At 66.8% G+C, this 21,676-nt stretch carries 21 protein-coding genes and 1 pseudogene; 12 read left to right on the top strand and 10 right to left on the bottom strand.

Going from position 1 to position 21,676, the window contains the following annotated elements; genetic code table 11:
* Positions 1–202: 202 nt before the first annotated feature.
* From EZ313_RS16240 to EZ313_RS16230, 3 genes are all read right to left on the bottom strand, one after another.
* Positions 203–2,233, bottom strand: coding sequence for a hypothetical protein (locus EZ313_RS16240; protein WP_135264316.1), 2,031 nt, complete (start codon positions 2,231–2,233; stop codon positions 203–205).
* A 96-nt stretch (positions 2,234–2,329) separates the two neighbouring features.
* Positions 2,330–2,809, bottom strand: a complete 480-nt coding sequence (locus tag EZ313_RS16235) for a PaaI family thioesterase (protein ID WP_135264315.1) — start codon at positions 2,807–2,809, stop codon at positions 2,330–2,332.
* 3 nt (positions 2,810–2,812) lie between these two features.
* Entirely contained in the window at positions 2,813–3,697 is an 885-nt protein-coding gene (locus EZ313_RS16230; RefSeq protein ID WP_135264314.1) for a beta-keto acid cleavage family enzyme, read from the bottom strand.
* Positions 3,698–3,997: 300 nt separating this feature from the next.
* Between EZ313_RS16230 and EZ313_RS16225 the strand changes: the two genes are divergently transcribed.
* From EZ313_RS16225 to EZ313_RS16210, 4 genes are all read left to right on the top strand, one after another.
* A complete protein-coding gene (locus tag EZ313_RS16225; RefSeq protein WP_240788671.1) occupies positions 3,998–4,915 on the top strand; it encodes a fumarylacetoacetate hydrolase family protein in 918 nt (305 codons plus the stop codon).
* Between the two features lie 6 nt (positions 4,916–4,921).
* Positions 4,922–5,935, top strand: a complete 1,014-nt coding sequence (locus EZ313_RS16220; RefSeq protein ID WP_135264313.1) for a fumarylacetoacetate hydrolase family protein — start codon at positions 4,922–4,924, stop codon at positions 5,933–5,935.
* A 58-nt stretch (positions 5,936–5,993) separates the two neighbouring features.
* Complete coding sequence (locus tag EZ313_RS16215; RefSeq protein WP_240788670.1) at positions 5,994–6,560, top strand: cupin domain-containing protein; 567 nt, start codon at positions 5,994–5,996, stop codon at positions 6,558–6,560.
* Positions 6,561–6,654: 94 nt separating this feature from the next.
* Complete coding sequence (locus EZ313_RS16210) at positions 6,655–7,419, top strand: TetR/AcrR family transcriptional regulator (protein WP_135264312.1); 765 nt, start codon at positions 6,655–6,657, stop codon at positions 7,417–7,419.
* 19 nt (positions 7,420–7,438) lie between these two features.
* On the opposite strand, the gene EZ313_RS16205 is transcribed toward EZ313_RS16210, so the two are convergent.
* The 7 genes and pseudogenes from EZ313_RS16205 to EZ313_RS16175 all read right to left on the bottom strand — a co-directional run bounded on the left by EZ313_RS16205 (position 7,439) and on the right by EZ313_RS16175 (position 13,697).
* Positions 7,439–8,290 (bottom strand): ABC transporter substrate-binding protein, encoded by an 852-nt coding sequence (locus EZ313_RS16205; protein ID WP_135264311.1) that lies wholly within the window; start codon positions 8,288–8,290, stop codon positions 7,439–7,441.
* A gap of 17 nt (positions 8,291–8,307) precedes the next feature.
* Positions 8,308–8,541: a DUF2783 domain-containing protein gene (locus EZ313_RS16200; RefSeq protein WP_135264310.1), complete on the bottom strand. Its 234-nt coding sequence runs from the start codon at positions 8,539–8,541 to the stop codon at positions 8,308–8,310.
* A gap of 16 nt (positions 8,542–8,557) precedes the next feature.
* Positions 8,558–10,228 (bottom strand): FAD-dependent oxidoreductase, encoded by a 1,671-nt coding sequence (locus tag EZ313_RS16195; protein ID WP_135264309.1) that lies wholly within the window; start codon positions 10,226–10,228, stop codon positions 8,558–8,560.
* A gap of 22 nt (positions 10,229–10,250) precedes the next feature.
* Positions 10,251–10,514: pseudogene (locus tag EZ313_RS16190) on the bottom strand (MBL fold metallo-hydrolase); the annotation flags it as partial.
* 54 nt (positions 10,515–10,568) lie between these two features.
* Positions 10,569–11,408: a PDR/VanB family oxidoreductase gene (locus EZ313_RS16185; RefSeq protein WP_338106320.1), complete on the bottom strand. Its 840-nt coding sequence runs from the start codon at positions 11,406–11,408 to the stop codon at positions 10,569–10,571.
* Positions 11,409–11,521: 113 nt separating this feature from the next.
* Positions 11,522–12,604: an aromatic ring-hydroxylating dioxygenase subunit alpha gene (locus EZ313_RS16180; protein ID WP_135264307.1), complete on the bottom strand. Its 1,083-nt coding sequence runs from the start codon at positions 12,602–12,604 to the stop codon at positions 11,522–11,524.
* A gap of 115 nt (positions 12,605–12,719) precedes the next feature.
* Complete coding sequence (locus EZ313_RS16175) at positions 12,720–13,697, bottom strand: Bug family tripartite tricarboxylate transporter substrate binding protein (RefSeq protein WP_135264306.1); 978 nt, start codon at positions 13,695–13,697, stop codon at positions 12,720–12,722.
* 208 nt (positions 13,698–13,905) lie between these two features.
* Between EZ313_RS16175 and EZ313_RS16170 the strand changes: the two genes are divergently transcribed.
* The 8 genes from EZ313_RS16170 to EZ313_RS16135 all read left to right on the top strand — a co-directional run bounded on the left by EZ313_RS16170 (position 13,906) and on the right by EZ313_RS16135 (position 21,669).
* Positions 13,906–14,853: a VOC family protein gene (locus tag EZ313_RS16170; RefSeq protein WP_135264305.1), complete on the top strand. Its 948-nt coding sequence runs from the start codon at positions 13,906–13,908 to the stop codon at positions 14,851–14,853.
* Positions 14,774–15,214, top strand: coding sequence for a Rieske (2Fe-2S) protein (locus EZ313_RS16165; protein ID WP_135264304.1), 441 nt, complete (start codon positions 14,774–14,776; stop codon positions 15,212–15,214). Before EZ313_RS16170 ends, EZ313_RS16165 begins: the two co-directional genes overlap by 80 nt.
* A 26-nt stretch (positions 15,215–15,240) precedes the next feature.
* Complete coding sequence (locus tag EZ313_RS16160; RefSeq protein ID WP_135264303.1) at positions 15,241–16,398, top strand: MFS transporter; 1,158 nt, start codon at positions 15,241–15,243, stop codon at positions 16,396–16,398.
* 38 nt (positions 16,399–16,436) lie between these two features.
* Positions 16,437–17,549, top strand: coding sequence for an FAD-dependent monooxygenase (locus EZ313_RS16155; protein ID WP_135264302.1), 1,113 nt, complete (start codon positions 16,437–16,439; stop codon positions 17,547–17,549).
* 41 nt (positions 17,550–17,590) lie between these two features.
* A complete protein-coding gene (locus EZ313_RS16150; RefSeq protein WP_240788668.1) occupies positions 17,591–18,520 on the top strand; it encodes a LysR family transcriptional regulator in 930 nt (309 codons plus the stop codon).
* Between the two features lie 119 nt (positions 18,521–18,639).
* Positions 18,640–19,659, top strand: a complete 1,020-nt coding sequence (locus tag EZ313_RS16145) for a dihydrodipicolinate synthase family protein (protein ID WP_135264300.1) — start codon at positions 18,640–18,642, stop codon at positions 19,657–19,659.
* Positions 19,660–19,687: 28 nt separating this feature from the next.
* A complete protein-coding gene (locus EZ313_RS16140) occupies positions 19,688–20,638 on the top strand; it encodes a Bug family tripartite tricarboxylate transporter substrate binding protein (protein WP_135264299.1) in 951 nt (316 codons plus the stop codon).
* On the top strand, positions 20,635–21,669 hold the full coding sequence (locus EZ313_RS16135) for an ornithine cyclodeaminase family protein (protein WP_135264298.1): 1,035 nt from the start codon (positions 20,635–20,637) through the stop codon (positions 21,667–21,669). The genes EZ313_RS16140 and EZ313_RS16135 overlap by 4 nt, the downstream gene beginning before the upstream one ends.
* Positions 21,670–21,676 lie beyond the last annotated feature (7 nt).

Raw genomic sequence — 21,676 nt, 5'->3', positions numbered from 1 at the left:
TGCGTCGGTCCCACGGCTGCCCGAGCCTATGGGCGTGCATCAACGCTAAAACAGGCAAACCCGAGTGGTGCCTGCGAAATAAGCAATCCATCGGAGGGCCGCCATGCACGGGCCTTTCTCTCGCGGCAGGATCTGCTTTCCCACATGGTTGTCCACAGCGCTTGTGGGTTGCTTCCTACCGCCTCGCTCTCCGAAGCTGTGCTCATTGGGGGGCTGCAGGAGCCGCCGGCCGCGTCAGCAGGCGCAGCGCGAACGGAAGCGGCCATTCACCGTCGACTCCCGCCGCTGCCTCGCTGCGCAGATCGAGCAGCGGCCACGCGCGCGGGCCAGCCCAGAGTTGGTTGTTCGCCGCGCGCACGCAATGCGTCGGGTAGCTGTCGACACCGCCGAGATCGAGGAAGAGCCCGAGGTTCGGCAAGGACTCGCGCGGGTTGCCCCACTCGTGCAGGTACGCGGCTCCAAGCGCGCGGCATGTTGCCGACATGATGGTGTAGCGATCATTCCCCGCGCCGTCGACAAAGAGGCCGGTGCTGTTGGCGTGCGCAACCCCCAGGCTCAGCTGGCCGACGGTGTACTCGTCGTCCCCGCCCTCGTCCACGAACACGCCGACCGACAGGTCGTTCGCGGAGCCCAGCGCGATCTCGTGGGTCGAGCGGTAGACGTCTCTCCCGGCGCCGCGCTCGAGGAAGATCCCCGCGGCGTAGTGGACCCCTGCGCCCATCGCGTACCAGGCCGATTCGAAGCGGTCGTTGCCGCCGTCGTCCAGCAGCATGCCCAGGCCCTCGTGGTAGCCGACGCCCTGCGCGAAGACCTGCGCGTCATAGCGATCGTTCCCGGCCAGATCCAGCAGCATGCCGATCCCTCCGGCGGTGGAGCGGCCGTCGAAGAAATCCCCGCGCATCCCGTAGCCGGCGCCTTGCCCCATCGACGTGTTGCGGTCCGGCAGCTGCGGAGAAGGCCGCACCAGCGGCACGTTGCCCAGCGTGTAGCGATCGTTGCCGCCGGTGTCGACCAGCACCGCGACGCCCCGCGGGCCGCCGGTCGCCTGCGAGTAGGTTTGCGCGCTGAACTCGTCGTTGCCGCCGGCGCTGACCAGCACCGCAAGGCCGCCGATCCCGTGGGCCTGCGAATGGCTGCTCGCCACGAAGCGGTTGCTGCCGCCGCCATCGACCAGCAACGCCGCGCCGAAGAGCGCGGAAGCCTGCGCTTGCTGGGTTCCCTGGTAGCGGTCGTCGCCTTCGGTATCCCAGAGGAGGCCGTAGCCGAGCGTCGCGCTCGACGGGTCTGCGCCCGGTGCCGCCGCCCTATACCTGTCGTTGCCGCGATGGTCCAGGAGCACGCTGATCGTGTGCGTGTCGCCCTGCGCCAGGAACTCGTAGTCGTCGTCGCCGCCGACATCCAGCACCAGCAATGCATCCTTCAGCTGGTGGCGGTTGTGGCGGCCGGTGGTGTCGACGACGATCCAGCCGAAAGGCGTCTGCAGCGACCACGCAACCGAAGGCAGCGCCGCTTCGTTCTTCACGAAAGCTTGCAGGCGTTCGACGGCGCCAACCAGATCGAGCATGCCCGCGAGGACGGCTTCGCGCTCCACAAGCGGGAGCAGCTGCCGATAGTCCGGTGTCTCGAACAGGGAGAGCCGGCCCTCCAGCGCCTGCCGGCGCAGCAACTGCGGCGTCACACCGGGAGGAAAGCGCTCGAACGCGCGTTGCAGGAATTGGTGCGACTGCGACAGGGCGGCGAGAACTCGCGCGAGTTCGTAGCGCAAGGGGTTGGGCAGTTGCGCGTGATCGGGCAGCACCGGCACCCAGCCGGCGCCGACTTTCGTCGAAGCCATCCACGCAAGGCCGGCCGCGAGCGGGTCGGGCGCCGCGCGCAGCCGCGCTTCGATGGCGGCCATTCCGGAATCGACCGGACGGCGCAGCCGCGCGCCCGAGAGCGCCCCTGCCAGGCCGATCAGTTCATGCGGTGATCCGGCCGCGCTTCGGAAGGAATCTCCCAGCACGCCGGCACGGTACGGCGCATCCAGCGGCGCGGCCATCACCGCCCGAAAGAGCGGCAGCTGCTGGTCGCGTGTCGGGGAGGCGTCGAGCCCCGTCAGGTCGGGGGTGCCGCGGCTGTTGGCGGCGCCCGCCCGCTGCAGCAGCTCCGGCAACGGCGGCCGGTCCTGCGTTTGCGCCCGGGCAGGCCCTCCCAGCGCGAGTGCGATCAGGAGGGCGGCCGAAAGTCGATGCATCGACCGCTACTGTAGCAACAGGGCCTACAGCTTCACGTACTCGTATTCCACCGGATTCGCATCGATCCCCCGGTGCGGCGGCGCGGTCGGACAACGTCATCCACGAACGGGAATGACGGCGAGGGACGACGTCGCGTTCGCGATGGTCCGGGAGCGCTCCGGGTCGTAAAGCTTGGCGTGTGCGAACGCGATCTGCCGACCAACCCTGTCGACCCCTGCCACGGCAAGGAAGTGACCTTGCTGCCCGGCACTCTGCATGTTCACGGCCAGGCTGATCGTCGCGCACGTGTAGCCAGGCTTCAGGCGTGAAAGCACGGCCATCGCCATTGCGAGGTCCAGCATGCTCGCCAAGGTCCCGCCGCCGACCACGCCGTTGCCCTGCGTCGCGCTCTGGGGTGCGGTAAACCGGATCACGAGCTCGCCATCGCGCGCCTCCACCAGGAGAGCCGAGAGGCTGGCCAGAGCCGGGTTGACTTCCAGCGGCACGTTCCGGCGGCCGGCAGACACCGCCTCGGCCACGTACGCTCGCGTGGGATTGTCGTCAAGCAAGGATTCCGACATCTCCAGTTCCCTCACGCGTCAAGCCAGCAGGGTGGCGCGCGCCTGGTCGGCCGTCGCGACTTCGTACCCGAGGTCCTGAATGATCCTGGCAGCCTTGGCCACGAGGTCCGCGTTGTCACGGGCGAGCTTTCCCGGCGCGACATACAGGTTGTCTTCCAGACCGACTCTCACGTGACCCCCCAGGATGGCTGCGATGGCCACCATCGGGAACTGGTCCGGGCCGATGCCGAAGGCGCTCCAGCGCGCGCCGGCCGGCAGCAGGCGCTGCATCTCGGCGACCACGGTTGGCGTTCCCGGCGCGCCCCAAGGCACGGACATGCAAAGCTGGAAGTACGCTGTGGTCGGGATGGCGCCGGTTGCAATGAGGTGGCTGGCCAGTCGGGCATGGCCGAAGTCGAAGACCTCGAGCTCCATGGTGACGCCCGCCGCGCGGATGTCCGTCGCCATCTCGCGCAGATGATTGGCCGGATTCACGAAAGCGGCTTCGCCAAAGTTCATCGTCGCGACGTCGAGACTGCAGATATCGGGCTTCAACCTGACCACGTGGGCGACCCGCTCGCGCGGCGTCATGAGTTCGGCGTCCGGAATCGATGCCACACGGAACGGAGCATCGGTGGGCACGGTCATCATCGTGCCGGGGCCGGTGGTGAGATTGATCAGCACGTTGCAGTCGGAGGCGCGGATGCGTTGCACGACCTCCTCGTAATAGGCGAACTTCGTGGATGACTTGCCCGTTTCGGGATCACGCACATGGATGTGGACGACCGAAGCCCCTGCGCGGGCGGCATCGACAGCCTGGTCGGCGATCTCGCGCGGCGAGGCCGGGACCGCCGGATTCCTGGATCGGGTGTCGCCCGCGCCGGTCAGGGCACAGGAAATGATGACGGGAGGGCGCTTGCTCATGGTCTGGATGCGAGTGGTGGAAGGCGATCGGCTGAAGCAGCAGCGCAGCGCCGTCCTGATTGCGAGACGATACGTATCGTGATGCATAATAGGGGCGCCGCGGCCTCACGTCAATCCTTTCAGCTGCATGCTCAGGAGTGGGAGGGGCTAGGGAAAACACCAAAAGCTCGATAGAATCGAGACGACTAGTATCGAAATATCCTTTCCCCCGGAGTCGCTGTGAAACTCGGAAGATTTCTCGTCCAGGGCCTCGACGGCCCGGTTCATCGCATCTGCATGGTGCTCCCGGAGCAATCCCGCGTGGTTGATCTACGGGCTGCCGAAGTTCTTCGGCAGCAGGCGCGCGGCGCCAGCCGCGAAGCGGCCCTGCGGTTCGCCTCGGCGGTGTTCCCCGAAAGCATGTCGGCGGCCATCGCACTTGGCGAGCAGTTCCTCGAGACTGCGAACGAGGCGGCGACTCGCTACGGCGACGATGCTTCGTGCCCCTTCGAAGGACTGCAATGGGCTGCCGCCTGCGACCCGTCCATCGTGCGCGACGGCCTCACCTTCGTGAAGCACATCCGTCAGTTCCACGAGCGGATGAAGCTCACGCCGGCGCCTGCGCTCCTGCAGGTCCCTGGCTACTTCAAGGGTTCGCCCTGGACCGTCATCGGGCATGAGGCCGAGGTGCCGTGGCCGGCCCGGGCCGAAAAGATGGATTACGAACTGGAGATCGGCTGGGTCATCGGGCGCACGGCCCACGACATCACTCCCGAAACCGCCCGCTCGCATCTGTTCGGCGTCACGATCTTCAATGACTTCTCGGCCCGGGACCTGCAGGCCAACGAGTTCGCGATCGGCATGGGGCCGACCAAGAGCAAGGACTTCGCTTACGGCATCGGGCCGTGGATCACGACCATCGACGAGTTCTCCCGCCTGGACCGCATCCGCATGGCGGTGCGGGTGAACGGGGAGACCTGGGGCGAAGGCGACACGTCGGAGATGCTCTGGAGCATCGACGAGCTGATCGCCTACGTCTCGCTGGGCGATCACGTGCAGCCCGGCGACGTGATCGGTTCGGGGACCATGGGCAACGGTTCGGCGCTGGAACTTGGGCGCAGCCTCAACCCGGGCGATGTCGTCGAGCTGGAGGTCTCAGGTGTCGGGGTTCTGCGTAACCGCATGGGCCAGCGGCAGCAGGGCACCTGGTGGCCGACCGCCCGCAAGCCGTTCATGTAGATCGCAATGAAATTTTCGCTGGGCACCTTCTCGCAGGACGACGGCGGCCGATTCGCCGCGTTGTGCGTGGGCGAATACGCGTTTGCGTTGCGCTCGGTTCATGCGGACGCTGTCAGATCCGGTGCACGCTGGTCGAAGGAGGCATCGGTCCTGGACCTGCTGCAGGACTGGGATCGCAATCTGGCGGTTCTTCGCGAGATGGCGGAGCCCCTCGCGGCGCAGCAGGCCGGTGCGATACACATGTCACGGCTGCGGGTGCATCCGCCTGTGGACCTGCCTCGCCAGGTGCTGTGCACCGGGGCCAACTACCGCAAGCACGTGGTCGACCTCACGCTGGACATGGGCGTCGGGCCGCAAGGCCTGCAAGGCGGGGCACTGCGAAAGTGGGCCGAGGACATGATGGACGAACGGGCCGCTCACGGGGAACCTTACGCGTTCCCGAAGCTGCCTTCCTCCATCACGGGCCCCTTTGATCCCGTCCTGCTTCCCGCTACGACGGAAAAACCGGATTGGGAACTGGAGCTCGCGGTCGTCATCGGTCGGCCCGCCCGCAACGTGCGCCGTGAAGAGGCGCTCGACTATGTTGCCGGCTACTCGATCGTGAACGACGTTTCGGCGCGCGACCTGATCGCCCGCACGGACTACAAGATGCTGGGCACGGACTGGCTGAGGTCGAAGTCCCCGCCGAGCTTCATGCCGTTCGGTCCCGCGCTCGTTCCCGCGTGTTTCGTAAGGGACCCGCAAAGCCTGCGGATCACCCTCAAGCTGAACGGCCAGACGATGCAGGACGAGTCCACGGGCGACATGCTGTTCGACGTGGCGCGGCAGATCGAGTACATCACCTCCCATGTGCAGCTCTGGCCCGGCGACCTCATTGCGACCGGCTCTCCCGCGGGCAATGGAACCCACTACAACCGGTTCCTGCGGGACGGCGATGTCATGGAAGCGGAGATCGAGGGACTCGGCCGGCAGCGCAATGCCTGCGTGAGGACGCCGCGGTCCGACAGCAGCGCTGCGTGACGCTCGCCAACCAATTGCGAATCGACGCGAATCATCTCCATCGGAAAGGGATCCTGGCGTGAACTCTGAAGCAAGCATCCATGCAGAAAAAGCCAGGACGGGGCCCGGCCCGCGGCCGGTACGGCGCATCGTCACGGGCGAGAACGCGCAGGGCAGATCCATTTTCGTGCTGGATGGGCCCGCGCCGAACCACACGACGGACCCCGGCTCGCCGCCCGCCCAGGTGATCTGGGTGACAGGCGAGGCGGCTGCGCCCGGGCCCGACCCGGCTCCGGCCGGGAAAGAGTTCGGCTTCCACTCCAAGGGCGGCTCCCTTTTGCGAGTGGTGGACTTCCCGCCCGACGACAGCTACGACCAGAAGCAACTGGCGCGGTTTCTCGACGACCACGGCGTGCGGGACGAGGGCAGTGCCCGACATTTCTGGTTCCACAAGACGCAGTCCATCGACTACGCGATCGTCCTCGAGGGGGAAATCCACGCACTCATGGACGAGGGCGAGACGCTCATGCGCGCCGGCGACATCCTGATCCAGCGCGCAACCAATCACAGCTGGTCGAATCGCTCCGGCAAGCCCTGCCGCATGGCCTTCGTGCTGCTGGATGTCGAGCCCGGGGCGAGGCTGTGAGGCGTCCGGGGCGGCTCATGGCGAAGCGTCCACGCAACGCCGGCGGGCGCACTTGCTCTGCACACGGCCATTCTGGAACGCCAAGTCTCGGATAATGGGGTCGCCGAAACAGCCGTCCGAAAACCCTTTGCCGACCAAAAAAAACCCCTCCCAACAAGCGCCAGCCAAAGCTGGTGGCCGCTCCCCCGCGCGGTCGGCTTCAACCAGCACCGCGGCCGCAGCGGGCGCTGCCGCGCTGCGCCCGCGTTCGCCGGGGCGAGTGCGCAGCGACGCATCGCGGGTCGCCATCCTGGCCGCCACGTTGAAGTTGCTGGAAAGCACGCCGCTGCAGCAGATTTCGATCGAGTCGATCGCGCGCGAGGCAGGCGTGGGCAAGGCCACCATCTACAGGTGGTGGAACTCGAAGGCTGCCGTGGTCATCGAGGCGTTTCTGCATACGCACGTGAGCCACACCCCCATGCCGAAAGGGGGCAGCCCGCGCGATGCACTCACCCGGCACATCCACCTGCTCGTCGAGGAGTACAGCGGCTGGTCGGGCAGGATCGTTGCGCAGATCATGGCCGAGGGCCAGGGCGACCCGGACGTGCTGCGCGAATTCCGCGAGCGGTTCTGGTACGGGCGGCGCGCCGTCGTCCGGGAAGTTGTCGAGGATGCGAGGCGGCGAGGGGAGTTCCGCACCGACATGGACACGGAACTGCAGATGGACATCCTGTACGCCCCGATCTACTTCCGGCTGTTCATGCGGCACCTGCCGCTGGACAGGAAATTCGCCGATGCGCACTGCGAGGCGATGATGCAGGTCCTGGCACCCATCGACGAAGGCGTCGCGGCGCCGTCCAAGCGGCGCAAGACCGCCTGAGCCTTCGAGCCCAACGGCCTCAGCCGTCGGGCAGCAGCGACGAATCGACCAGCTCTTCATAGGTCGTGTCGCCCCCGGGCAGGCCAGCCGTGCGGCGCTGCTCGATGAGCAGTTCCACGCCCGCACGGTCCGGCCGCAGCGAGGCTGGGGCACTGCGGACCATCGCATCCACCGCGGAAGCCGGGAAGCCGGCGAGCTCCAGAGCTTGCCGTCCGGCTTCCGGATTGGCGGCCATGCGCTGCCGCGCAGCCTCCAGGCCGCGAAGCCAGGCGGAAAGAGCGGGGCGCAGCCGCTCGATGGCCGCGGCACTGACAACGAGACCTTGTCCCGGAAAAGCCGGATACCACTCCTGCACGCTCGCCATCCGGCTCAGGCCTGCCTGCAGTGCCATGGCATCGAACGGCGGCCCAAGCAGCGTGGCATCGCCAAGCCCCGCCAGCAACGCGTTGAAGCGCTCCTTCACGCCACCAACTGGCTCCAACGCGTAGTCAGCCGGCTGGAGGCCAGCCTCGGCAAGCATCGCGCGCAGCGCCACGATGAAGCCGTTGCGTGGCGAGTCGACGAGGATCCTCGCGCCGCGCAGCTGCGCGATGTTCGCTGCGTTTTTCTGCCCGACCAGGGTGAGAGGCGTCGTACGTTCCAGTTGTCCGACCAGGCGCAGGTCCCGTGGTCCTGGTCGCAGGTTCCAGTCCATCACGTTGTCCATGGCGGTCACGACCGCATCCACCTTGCCCGACGCCAGTGCGTCGAATTGGGCGTCTGAAGAGGGGTTGCGTTCGGCCCGCACGGTGATGCCTCGCGTCAACTCGAACGCGTCTGCGATGACGGCCACAGGGGCCGGAACGAACCAGAGGAGTCGCAGAGTATTCATATCCTTGCGGTGGTTCGTCAGTCGTCGGTCCGCGCGGCTTCGTGGCCGCCATGCTCGCCGCACCGGCGCGCGGCGTCCAGCGCCTGCTGCAGCACTGCCAGCGATCCGACCTGGTTGGCAAGCAGCAGCACCAGCCTTGCGTTGAGGGCGTGGCTCTCCGCCGTGCTCAGGCCGCGATGTGCGTCGATGAGGGCCTGGTAGAAATCGTCCGGCGATTCCAGCTGCGGATCCGTAACGAGTCGAGCGACCATCGTGTTTGCCTTTGTCTCAGGGGTGTCCCAGCGCGCGTCGCATGGCAGAGCCGATGGCATCGGGCGTGGGGGACCGCCAGCGGGCGCACACATGCTGGTCGGGCCGCAGCAGATAGGCGGTGCCGGGCCGAGCATCAAAGCGGAGCGCCGCAAGACCCTGGGTGTCGCCCAACATACGTGCGCCCGGCACTTCCCGCTCACCGACCAGGAGCACTTGCAAGCGGGCGAGGCCTTCGCAGGCGAAGCGCGCCGCGCGCACCAGTGAGTCGGCATCAGGCGCGTCGAACACGAGCAGCGTGAAAGCGCCGGACTCGAGCTGGCGCAGCAGCCAGCCCGGTCGGCCTTCGACCCCAACGGGTGCGTCGGCAGCGGCGGCACCGGGCCGCATGCTGCCCTCGAACGAGTCCAGATCCGGCGTGTTCAGCTCCGACGCGTCAAGCGTGCACGGAACGGACAGGCGGCCGCTGTTGACGAGTCCGCGGGCGAATGCGTGTTCGCGGGCCAGCAGCAGCGTCGCATCGCGGAAGAGGCGGCTGATCTCGCTCTTGGGGGTGATGAAGTCGGTAGCGCGGGTGGAGTTCAGGATGTTTTCGTCCGCCGCCTGGATCCGTTCGGTGTCGTAGCTGGTCAGCAAACGCGGCCCGGCCTTGCCTCGAAGGACACAGGCCAGCTTCCACGCGAGGTTCTCCGCGTCCTGGATGCCGGAGTTGGCACCGCGGGCGCCGAAGGGTGACACGCCGTGGGCAGAGTCGCCGGCGAAGAACACGCGACCATGGCAGAAGCTGTCCATTCGCAGGCACGAAAAGGTGTACACGCTGGCCCACTCCAGCTCGAATTCGGCATCCTTCATCGCCGTATGTGCCAGCAGCGCGCGCACCCGCGGCAGGATGTTCGCCGGCTGCTTTTCCGCATCCGGGTCCGCGTCCCAGCCGAGCTGGAAGTCGATGCGCCAGACGTCGTCGGGCTGCTTGTGCAGCAGCACGCTCTGGTTCGGATGGAAGGGCGGATCGAACCAGAACCAGCGCTCCGCAGGGAAATCCGCCTTCATCTTCACGTCCGCGATGAGGAAGCGGTCGCGGAATGTGTGGCCGTGGCTTTCCTGCCCGCAGAGGCGCCTCAGCAGGGACCGCGCTCCGTCGCAAGCGGCAACGTATTGCGCCTCGATGGTGTAGACGCCATCAGGCGTCTCGACCGTCAATTCGGTGTGATCGGGATGCTGCACCAGGCCGGTGACTGCGTTCTTCCAACGCAAGTCGATCAGCGGCAGCTCCCGGGTGCGCTCGATGAGAAAACCCTCGACGTAGTACTGCTGGAGATTGATGAAGGCCGGCCGCTCGTGGCCCGGCTCGGGCAGCAAGTCGAAGCGGTAAACCATTTCGTCGCCCAGGAAGACCTTGCCGACGCTCCAGGACACGCCCTTGTCCACCATCCGCTGACCGCAGCCGAGCCGATCGAAGATCTCGAGCGTCCGCTTGGCGAAACAGATCGCTCGGGAGCCGCTGGACAGCCGATCGTCGTTGTCGAGCAGCACGACCGGTATGCCCTGCTGGGCGAGGTCTGTCGCAAGCGAAAGCCCCACGGGCCCGGCGCCGACCACGACGACCGGATGTCGGGGCGGGCGCGGCGCGGACTGGTCGGCCGTGCGGCGGTACTCGAACGCGGTTTTCTGGAAATCGAGCGTGTTCATCGTGCTCCGTGCCTGAATGCCCTCAGCCTTCGAGCGTTTCCCACATCTCGCGATCGCGCTCGGCCGTCCAGATGCGCGGGTCGGGGTAGCGCGTCGCCTCGTCGTAGCAGCGGGTCACGTCGAAGGGCATGCAGTGGTCGAAGATCACCCAGTGCCCGTACTTGGGGCGCAGCCGCCCGTAGGCCTCCTCGTAGATGGCGTTCAGGTCCTTGCCGGCATCGACGCCGTGCTTTACGGAGGACCAGAGGTCGGCGATGAAGGCTCGTGTACCGGCGGCTTGGGACGCGAAAGCTTTGTTCATGAGGGTGGGCAAGAAAAGATAGCGGGGCGTGGTACGCGCTCAGAGGTCCAGGACCAGTTCCCCGTCGAGCGCGCGCGAGACACAAGGGATGATCGAGCTGTTTGCCGCACGTTCTTCGTCGCTCAGCACGAAGTCGCGGTGATCGGCCCTGCCCGCGAGCAAGGGCGTTTCGCACGTGCGGCACAGGCCCTCGCGGCAGGAGCAGGGCAGCGCGATGCCGTTGTCTTCCAGCGTCTGGAGGATCGAGCGGCCCGCCGGCACCATGTAACTGCGGCCCTGGCGGCGGAGCGTCACGCGGAAGGCGCCATCGGCTGCGGCATCTGCCGGTGCGCCATCCGCCGAGAAACGCTCGAAGTGGACCGCCAGCGGGGACAGGCCAGCAGCTGCCGCATGTCGCCCAACCGCGTCCATCAGCGGAGTGGGCCCGCAGCAGTACACGTGCGCGCCCGGGTCGAGGGATTTCAGGAAGCCCTGGATGTCCGGCAGCGCGTCCCGTTCCTCATCGACGTGCAGGTGCACTCGGCCGTGATGGGGCGCGAGTCGCCACAGGTAGGCCGCTCTGGCGCGCGAGCGGACGCAATACAGCAGGCGCCAGTTCTGGCCCGCGATCTCGCTGGCCTCGATCATGCTCAGGATCGGCGTGATGCCGATGCCGCCCGCGATGAAGACGTGTTCCGCCGCATGCGGAGTCAGCCCGAAGAGGGAACGCGGAGGGCTGACCTGGAGGCGGTCGCCCACTCGAAGTTGTTCGTGCACGTGCCTGGAGCCGCCGCGCGAGTTCTGGGCCAGTCCGATGCCCAGGCTGTAGAGGTCCGATCTCGCCGGCCCGTTGGTCAGCGAATACTGCCGGCACAAGCCACCCGGCAGGTGGACGTCCACGTGCGCGCCAGCCGCAAATGCCGGAAGCGCAGCGCCATCCGCGGCACGGAGCTCGCACCCGATCACACCCTCTGCCTCGTGCGTGAGGCGGGATACCACCACGTCGCGCATGCTCAGATGGGCTCGCGGTGCAGAGTGACGGGTTGCGGCACGCGGGCCGCTGCGGCTTCAGCGGCCTCCTGCTCCAATCGCCGCGTAACCGCCCATCGGAACTGCGACAGCGCGGCATCCATCGCGAACGGCACCATCTTGAATTCGGGATCGATGGCGAGATTCTTCTGCTGCGCCGTGATGATCGCGCGGTCCTCCTCGAAGGCCTTCACGATGTTCTGATGGATGGACTTGGTCACTTCCGGGTTGTCGATCGAGAAGTTGTGGGGCTGCGCGAAAAAGTAGTGAGTGGAGTTCCCGGTCTCGGGCGTGATCGCCTGGCAGCCCCTGAATTCCACCGCATCGACGCGGCGGCCCTCTGGCGCGCCCGTTCCCGCAGGCGCATTTCCCGAGTCCATGATCAGGACGGCAGGAAGCGTGAAGTTGTAGATGTTCCAGCGGTCCACCTTCTTGCCGACCCATTCCTTTCTGACCGCCTTGACGAAAGCAGGGGGCTCGGTATCGAGCGCCCAACGTGTGACGCGCACGCCGTTGTCCAGCCGTTCCACCTTGGGAGGAAAGGAAGCGTAGTCAGTGCCGCCCCCCAGCGTGGTGGGGTGGACGAACGGCAGGTGCGAGAAATCCAGCAGGTTGTCGCAGATCAGCAGGTAGTTGACGTCGTAGTGGATGTACCCGTCCAGGCTGCGCCAGTCCGGGTGGTCCAGCCACGGTGTCTGCGGGATCAGGCCGGCGTCCGCCTTCGCGGGATCGCCCATCCAGATCCAGATCCATCGATGCTGCTGCACCACGGGGAAGGTTCGCACCTTCGCCTGCGGCGGGATCCGGGGCTGCGCCGGGGCCTCCACGCATTGGCCGGTCGCGTCGAATTTCAGGCCGTGATACATGCAGCGCACGCAGTCGCCGTCGCGCTTGCCGATCGAGAGCGGCGCCCCGCGGTGGCAGCAGCGGTCTTCCATGGCGACCAGCTTGCCGTCCTCCGTCCGGTACATGAGGACCGGCACGCCGATGACGGTGCGCGAGAAGAGGCCGTCGCCCGTCACTTCCTTGTCCCAGGCGATGACGTACCAGGTGTTCTTGATGAACATGCGTTTCTCCGAAATGCCCCGCCGTGAAGGGCGGCGTTCCGGATAACGATACGACACGACTCGTAATCAGTCAAGCGCCATCGGCGTCTCGTGGCGCAAGCCCTCGCGGCGAGCTTCAGAGCTCGAGTTTGATCCCGGAGCGCTTGACCACTGGAATCCACTTGTCGCGTTCGGCGCGGATGTAGGCGGCGAACTCGGCCGGCGTGCTGCCGACCGGCTCGCCACCGTACTCGTGGTATCGCTGCGCGACCTCGGGCTTCCGGGCGACGGTCGCGCACGCGGAAGCCAGCTTGTCGAGCACCGGTTTCGGCGTGCCCGCGGGAGCAAGAAGCCCGAACCAGGTCGAGGCGTCATAGTCCCTGATGCCGAGCTCCTCGAACGTCGGAACGTTCGGCAGGAGCGGATGGCGGGTCTTGCCCGTGACGGCGAGCGCCTTCAGCTTGCCCGCGCGGACATTGCTCATGGAAGCCGCGAGGGCGTCGAACTGGACTTGTGTTTCGCCGGCGAGGAGCGCCGCGTAAGGGCTGGTGGTGTTGTAGGGGACGAATTTGTAGGTCGTCCCGGTGAGCGCACCGAACCATTCACCAAGCAGGTGCTGGAAGGTGCCGACTCCGACTGTTCCTGCGTTGATGGCCCCGGGCTTGGACTTGGCCAGCGCGACCAACTCGGAGGCGGTGGAAGCCGGCAGGCTGGGGTGTGCGACGACCGTGGCTCGCAAGGTGGTGAGTTGACTGATCGGGTCGAAGTCGGTGGGCTTGTACGGCAGCTTCGTGTAGAGCTCCGACATGTAGCACAGCGAACTGGGGATGCCCATCAGCAACGTGTAGCCATCGGGAGACGCCTTGGCGGCGAGCGCCGTGCCGATCGTCGTCGCGCCGCCCGGTCGGTTTTCGACGAACACCGACTGCCCGAGTGCGGCCGTCAGTCCGGCGGCCCAGAAGCGCGTATCCGCGTCGAGTCCTGATCCGGGCGGGTTCGCGACGATGATGCGCACTGGCTTGTTGGGATAGTCCTGCGCCAGGGCTTTGCCGGCAACGGCGGTCATCAGCATGCCCGCGCCGGCGCCCAGCGCCTGTCTTCTCGAGATTTCCATGGTCGGTCTCCGTAGGGATAGCGCTGCCGCGCAGCGCACAGAAGGTGATCTCCCCAGAATACAAATACGCGCCGTTCTGGATAGATCGGGATTACCCCTGCTGCTCGCGGCAGGCGGCCCGCCAGGTCATCAAGGGTTTCCACCTAAAAGAGAAACGAGACGGAGCGTATAGTATATCGGCGCGTTTGACTCTCGCGAAGGAGCGAGCATGAACATCCTGGGGCCTGACTCCCTGGTCTTCGGTGTGGACGATGTCCCCGCCTGCGTCCAGTACTTCACCGATTTCGGGCTGGCGCCGGTGGGCGTCAGCGAAACGGGTGGGCGCTTCGAGGCCGTCGACGGCACGTCCATCGTGATCGCGCGGCGGGACGATCCTTCACTGCCGCCCCCGATGGAAACCGGCACGATGCTGCGCAAGACGATCTACGGCGTCGCGGACCGTCGGACGCTCGACGCCATCGCGGTCGAGCTCGGCCGCGACCGCGAGGTCAAGCGGCTGCCCGACGGCTCGATCGAAGCGTGCGACGACATGGGCTTCGTTCTCGGGTTCCAGGTTTCGGTGCGGCGCAAGATCGATGTGCCTGGCGAAGCCGTCAACACGCCCGGCAACAAACCCGGGCGCGGACCCAACATGCTGGGGGCGAGTGCGAACGCGGAGTTCCGGCCGCTGACGCTTTCGCATGTCGTGTACTTCGTGCCCGATCAAGAGCGGGCGTCCAAGTTCTACATGGACCGGCTCGGCTTCCGCTGTACCGACCGGTTCACCGGCGCAGGGTCCTTCCTGCGGCCCGCCGGAACGCTGGACCACCACACCCTGTTCCTGATCCAGACGCCCCCCTTCATGAAGGGCGTGGAGCACTTCACCTTCCACGTCTCGGGGCCGACCGCCGTGCTGCAGTGCGGCTACCGGTTCGCCGCAAAGGGCTACCAGTCCTTCTGGGGCCCGGGACGGCACAAGTTCGGATCCAACTGGTTCTGGTACTTCAACAGCCCGGTGGGATGCCGGGTGGAATACGACGCGGACATGGACCTGCACGACGACAGCTGGGTGGCTCGCGAGGCGCCGATGCAGGTGGATGAATCCCAGATCTTCCTGTTCCAGCACCGCGAGAAGTGGGCTCCGGGTGGTCCGCCTCCTGCGGGCGAAGCGCATTGAAGACGCGCAAGTGCGAACCTACCTCTGCAGCGCTGACGACCTCCCGGACGGGTCGGCGCGCGGGTTTGAACCCGCAGCCGTTTCCGGCCACCGGATGTTCGTTGTCCGTCGCGGCGACCGCGTCGAAGGATGGCTGGACTCCTGCCCGCACGTGCCCGGTGCGCCGCTGGCCTGGCGCAAGGACGCTTACTTGAGCGCGGACCGCCAGTCCATCGTCTGCTACGGGCACGGCGCGGTTTTCAACATCGACACGGGGGTCTGCACGAGCGGGCCCTGTCTCGGGCAGGCGCTGACCCCCGTGCCGGTCGAGCGCGACCCGCGCGGCGCCCTCTGGGCGATTTTCCCGAACGCTTCCAACTGACGACAGCTTTTGTCAAGGAGACTGCAATGACTTCGACGGAGAACCTGCGCTCGCGGATCGCCCTCATGGCGGCGCACTGCGCCGGGATGGTGGACATCGTCGCACTGCCTGTCTGGGTGGGTACGCTGATCGCGCGCTTCGGCTTCGACCCACAGCAGGCGGGCGCACTTGCCACGCTGTTCCTTCTCGGCGCGGTGACGGCCAGCCTCGTGCTCGCGCCGCGATTCCACCGCCTGCAGGGACGCTGGATCGTTCCCATGGCTTACGCCGCAGCGTGTGCTGCCTTCGTCGCGTGCACGCGGACCGACCAGTTCGGAACGCTCGCGCTGCTTCATGCGCTGGGCGGCCTGGCGACCGGAGTCGGGCTGAGCATCACGCACGGCACCGTTGCCCTCACGAGCAACCCGCACCGGCTTTTCGGCTTCATGCAAGTCGCGATCGGTGTTTTCGGCATCGCGTACATGGTGGCGGCGCCCCAGGTCATTGCCGCCGTCGGCGGTCCCGGACTCTTCGCAGTCTTCGGCGCAATCATGCTGGTGGCGTGCGTGATCACGGCGCTGGCGTTTCCGAACGCCCGGCGGGCACCGACCGAGCCTCACGTGCGAGCTCCCGCCGCGGGGCCTTTGCCGAAAGCAGCGTGGTGCGCCATGGCGGGCATCAGCCTGATGAACGTCACCCAGGCGATGGTGTTCAGCTTCCTGGAGCGCATGGGGGCCGACCGCGGGTTCACCGCGCCCGACCTCCACATCCTGCTGATCGTGGTCGGCGTGGTGAACCTTGCTCCCGGTGCCATCGCGGCTTTCCTGCAGCACCGGCTCGACGCTCGCAACGTGGTGCTCGCCGGCGCAACGGCCCAGGCCGCCTTGGCCCTTGCGCTCGTGTCGAGCACGGCGTTCCCCGCCTATGCGGCGGCCGGCGCGGTCTTCGTGTCCGCGGTGATCTTCACGCACATCTTCACCTTCGGCCTGCTGGCCAGGCTGGATCCGTCCGGGAGAGCCGTCTCGGCGACGCCCGCCATGATGATGATCGGCGCGGCGGTCGGACCCATCCTCGGCGGCACGCTGGTCAAGTTCTTCGGATACGGCGCCATCGGCTGGGCAGCCCTGGCCATCGACGTGGTGGCGTTCTGCTTCTACCTGCAGCTGCGCGGCCGGCCCGTACCCATCGGCGCAAAGGCGGCGTGAGTACACCAGGCAAAGAGTGACGGAAAAGGAGACGAATCATGACCAGAGTGAACCGGGTGCTCGTGGTGGGCAGCGGCATCGGCGGTGCGACTGCGGCCTACACGCTTGCCAAGGCCGGCCTGGAAACGCATTGCATCGACATCCAGCCGGTCCGCTCCACCGTGGGCTCGGGAATCTGCCTGCTGCACAACACGATGCGCGCGTTGTCCGAGATCGGCCTGGCTGAGCCCTGCCTCGACAGCGGCCTGCGGTTCGAGGTGTTCAAGCAGTATGACGCGACGGGGCGGCCGCTCATGTCGAACCCGACTCCGCCCGGCATCGGGATTCGTCGTCCGGAGCTTGCGCGAATCCTCGAGACCGCGGCGAGCCAGGCTGGAGCGAAGATGGAACGCGGCCTCTCGGCGAGCGCCGTCACGGACCGGGGCGATCGGGTGGAAGTCACCTTTTCGGACGGACGTGAGGCGGCCTACGACCTGGTCGTCGCCGCAGACGGTGCCTACTCGAAGCTGCGCGAGCAGTTCTTCGGCCCGGAGCACCGGGTCTGGTTCGCCGGGCAGAGTGCATGGCGCTTCAATGCGCCTCGCCCCCCGGAGGTCGACGGCTTCTGCCTCTATCGATCTCCCGACGGAAAGCGCGTCGTCGGCGCGCTGCCGACCTCGAAGGAAACCTGCTACCTGTTCTTCCTGGAAAACAGTGCCCAGCACCTGCATTGGCCGGACGACCAATTGCACATCCTCGTGCGCGAGCGGCTATCCGCCTTTTCCGCGCCGGTCGTCCAGGATGCACTGGCGCAGGTCACGAGGCCGCAGCAGGTGCTGGTGCGTCCGTTCGACATCACGCTCGTGCCGGCACCGTGGCATCGCGGGCGCGTCGTGCTCCTGGGCGATTCCGCGCATTCACCCACGCCGCAGATGACATCCGGCGGCGGCATGGCGATCGAAGATGCCGTGGTGCTCGCGCGCTGCGTGAAGGAGCAGGCCAGTGTGCAGGACGCACTGGCGGCCTACTCGAAGCGGCGCTTCGAGCGGGTGAAGACGATATGGGACGCGTCGCTGCAGCTGTGCAAGTACGAGCAGGAAGAGGTGTCCAACCCGCAGCGGTCCGCCGCACTCCTGCTGCAGACTTACCAGTACCTGGGCCAGCCCATGTAGGCGTGGGTGTCTCGCGGCTTCATGGGGCCACAATCGCGCCCGTGAAGCCCATCATCGACGCCGGCTGGCACCACTTCGTCAAAGTGGCGGAGTTGGGTTCCATCTCGCGTGCAGCCCTCGCCGCGGATGTGCCGCAGTCGGTCGTCAGCAGGCACATCTCGCTCATCGAAGGTGACGTGGGCTCCCCCCTGTTTCGCCGGACGGGCCGCGGCGTTGTCCTGACGGAACTCGGGCAGCAGCTGTATCCCCGCATCAAGCAGCTGATCGCCGAGACGCAGAGCCTTGCCGACGAGATGCGCGCGAGCCGCGGAGTGCCCGTGGGCGACGTACGCCTCGGACTCCTGCCATCTACCGTGCCCGCGCTCGCGGGAGCCCTGTACCAGCGTGTACTGAAGGAATATCCGCGCGTGCGGCTGCACCTGACGGAGGGTTCAAGTTCGCAGTTGCAGGAGTTGCTGGATCAGGGTCGCCTCGATCTCTCGCTGCTGCTGCGCGACGGCGGCCAGGCCGCACCCGATGAACCGGTGCTGGTGGAGGGGGCGCTGTGCCTCGTTGTGGCAAGCAGCGACCCGCTGGCACGTCGCCATGAGATCCGCTTCGAGGAAGTCGGGGGCCTGCCGCTGGTTCTCCCCGGCGAACCTCACCCGTTGCGCGAGCGCCTGGCTCTGCTCGCGCGCAAGCACGGGCTGAGCCTGCGGATTGCGGCGGAGGCGAATTCCATCCGCTTGCAGCATGAGATCGCGGCGTCCGCCGCCGGTTATGCGATCACCGCCGAGTCCATCGCTGCGTACGACCGCAACCGGCTCGTCGCGGTGAAGATCGTGGAGCCGGTGCTTGCGCGAGCCATCGTGCTCGCCGTCGCACGCCATCGGCCGCACACGCTGGCGACGCGCGAGATCCGCGCGCTCCTGCTTTCCATCGCACCCGCCATCCTTGCGCAAGGCGATGGCACAACTCGCGGTTTCGCCTGAGCGCATAGCTGCTATCGCGCTCGCCCTCTCGCTGCGTCAGGGCGGGAAACCTACAGTGTTCCCGGTCCCCGCCGCGGCTGCCTGCATGCGGCGCCCTTCACCAGAGACTCCATACCACCATGCTTCCTTACAAGCGCGCAGATGCCCGGGCCTGGGCCCGTGAAAACCTGATCGGCTGCTCGGCCGTGACGATCCCCAGCTACTCGGCCGACCTCAAGCGGTTGAACGAGCGCGGCATCCGCCATGACGTGGCGATGGCCAAGGAGCTCGGATTCAAGCACACGCTTTTGTGCGCGGAAGTGGCGATCACGCCCGAGGAGAACGCGCAGTTCACCGCGTGGGCGGCCGACACCGCCGGCGCGGGATTCGGCCTCTTCTTCCACGCCGCCTTCAACACGCTGGCGGAGAACATCGAGGCGGTGAAGCTGGCGGAAGCGGCCGGCGCCACCATGGTCCTGCTGTCGTACCCCGCGCAGTTCTGGCCGACGACGGAGCAGCAGGTGTATGACTACACGAAGCAGCTCTGTGATGCAACCAACCTGGCGGTGATGCTCTTCCCGCTGCCCGCGTGGGGCTTCGAGCGCATTCACCCCGCGGGCATGCCGGTGCCGCTCGTGCGGCGGCTGCTCGACGCCTGCCCGAACATCGTCGCGATCAAGTCCGAGCAGGGCTTCCCGCTTCCGGCCGGCATCTGCGAGATGTACCACCACTTCCGGGACGAAGTGGTCATCAGCTGCCCCATCGAAGGCGACGCCATCCCGCTCATGAGCGTGATGAAGATGCAGTTCTCCGGCACCAGCAACACGCAGTGGATGAGCCACTACTACCCGCGTGCCTTCGAACTCGCCCGCAAGGGGGAGTGGGAGAAGGCCATGCAGATGTACTGGAAGGTCAATCCGGCACGCGGTGCCAACGGGGCGGCCACGCAGGCCTACATCGCCGGCACCAACGTCCTGAACCGCACCATGTGGAAGTACCAGGACTGGCTGGCCGGCTTCAACGGCGGTCCGCTGCGTGCGCCGGCCATGCGCATTCCCGATCGCTTCATGAAGATGCTTCGGCAGGGGCTGGTGGCATCCGAGCTTCCCGTGACCACCGATCCGGATCAGGCGTTCATGGTCGGGCGTCATCCCTGCTGATCGCCGCACGGGAACCGGAGTCAACAGCATGACACTTCTCGCTCGTCGTGCATTTCTTGGCGGCGTAGGCTGCTTCCTGCTTTCCTCCACGCGCGCCGCCGACGTGCTGCGCGTGGTCGTGCCCTATGCGGCGGGCGGCATCACCGACATCGGAGCCCGCGTCATCTGCGAACAACTCGGGAATGTCTTGGGGCAACCGGTGATCGTGGAGAACCGGCCCGGGGGAGGGACCCGGATCGGGACATCCGCCGTTTTCGCAGCGAAGCCGGATGGCAACACGGTGCTGCTCACCAACATCGCCTACAGCATCCTTCCGCTGGTGGATCCGTCGGTGAAGTACGACGCGCTCACGGCGGCCGCACCGGTTGGCATCGCATCCGTGTACCCGATCGCGATCGTCGTCAACGCGTCGCTGCCGGTGAAAACGCTGCGCGAGTTCGTCGAGTACGCCAGGAAGAATCCAGGCAAGCTGAGTTATGGCAGCGCCGGGCCGGGCAGTGGCGCGCACCTGGGCGGCGAACTTTTCAAGTCCCTGACCCGCACTCACCTCGTCCACATTCCTTATCGGTCGACGTCCGCCGCGCTTCTCGAGGTCGCGGCGGGTCGGGTAGACCTGACTTTCGACGCGACCGCGTTCGAGCTCGCCAGGACCGGAAAGGTGAAGATCCTTGCCGTTTCGGGCACACAGCGGGACCCGCGCATGCCCGACATCCCCACCGTCGCCGAGGCGGGCCTGAAAGGCATGGAGACGAACTCCTGGCTGGGCCTGTTCGCACCTCTGGGCACGCCGCAGCCCGTGATCGACCGCCTGAACCAGGCGCTGAGTGTCGCTTTGCAGAACGACGGGCTGAAAGCGCGTTTCCGGGAACTCGGGATGGTCCCCACGTCCGGGCCACCGACTGCACTGACCGATCAGGTGCGCCACGACACCGACCTTTACCGACGCGTCATCAACGAAGCCAGGCTGAAATTCGAATGAGCTCCTCACACCTGAATCCGCCCACGACATCCGCAGCCGACGCGCCCCGGTTCGTCTCTTGCGAAACGGCGGCCGCCGTCTTCCAGTGGCTGCCCGCGATCCGGGCCCTGCAGGAGACCTACGCACGCACGCAAGGGCCCCTTGCCGTTCCCCGGCGCACGATCGCCGCAGGGCAGGCGGAGCGCGCTTCGCTTCGGACGATGACCGCAGTGCCGCCGGGATCGCGTTACTACGGCGCCAAGTTGATGGGCATGGCGTTCGGGCCTGCTGGTCGGCAGCTCGAATACGTGGTCGTCCTCTTCGACGCCACGACAGGATCGCTCGCTGCGATCCTGGACGGGAATCTGGTCACCGCCTATCGCACTGCGGCGACGTCCGCGGCCGCCCTGGACCGGATGGCACCGCCGGGAGCTGCCCGCCTTGCAGTGCTGGGCAGCGGCCTTGAGGCCCGCATGCACACGCTGGCGATTGCCTCGGTGCGCGAGCTCAACGAGATCACGGTCTACAGCCCGACGCCGGCCAAGCGCGCCGCGTTTGCGCAGGAGATGCGAACACAGTTGGGAGTCAACGTGCGCGCGGTCGATTCTCCCGCCGAGGCAGTCGGCGGAGCCGACATCGCGCTGGCGGCAGCGCGTTCCTACGGGGAAAAGCCGATCCTGCAGGGTGCATGGCTGAAAGCCCACGCTACCGTCGTGTCGATCGGATCGACCCTCCCCGACCAACGGGAAGTCGACAGCAGTGTGGTGGCGCGCGCGGGCCTCATCGTCTGCGACAACGTCGAGGAAGTGCTGGAGGAATCCGGCGACATGCTTGCCGCGCGGCAAGACGGTGTGGACCCCGGCGCGAAGTGCTTCAGCCTCAACGACCTGATGTCCGGCAAGGTGGGCCGCGCCGGCGGGCTCGCCATGTACAAGTCGGTGGGCTCCGGCCTGCAGGACGTGGTCGTCGCGGGAATGATCCTCGACCTCGCCCGGTCCGCCGGATCGGCCGAGCCTCTCCCTATCTGGTTTGAACCGAAGCGCATCGGCTGATGCAGCA

The sequence above is a fragment of the Ramlibacter henchirensis genome, assembly GCF_004682015.1.
Classification (GTDB): domain Bacteria; phylum Pseudomonadota; class Gammaproteobacteria; order Burkholderiales; family Burkholderiaceae_C; genus Ramlibacter; species Ramlibacter henchirensis.
This window is presented reverse-complemented; position numbering and strand designations above follow the sequence as displayed.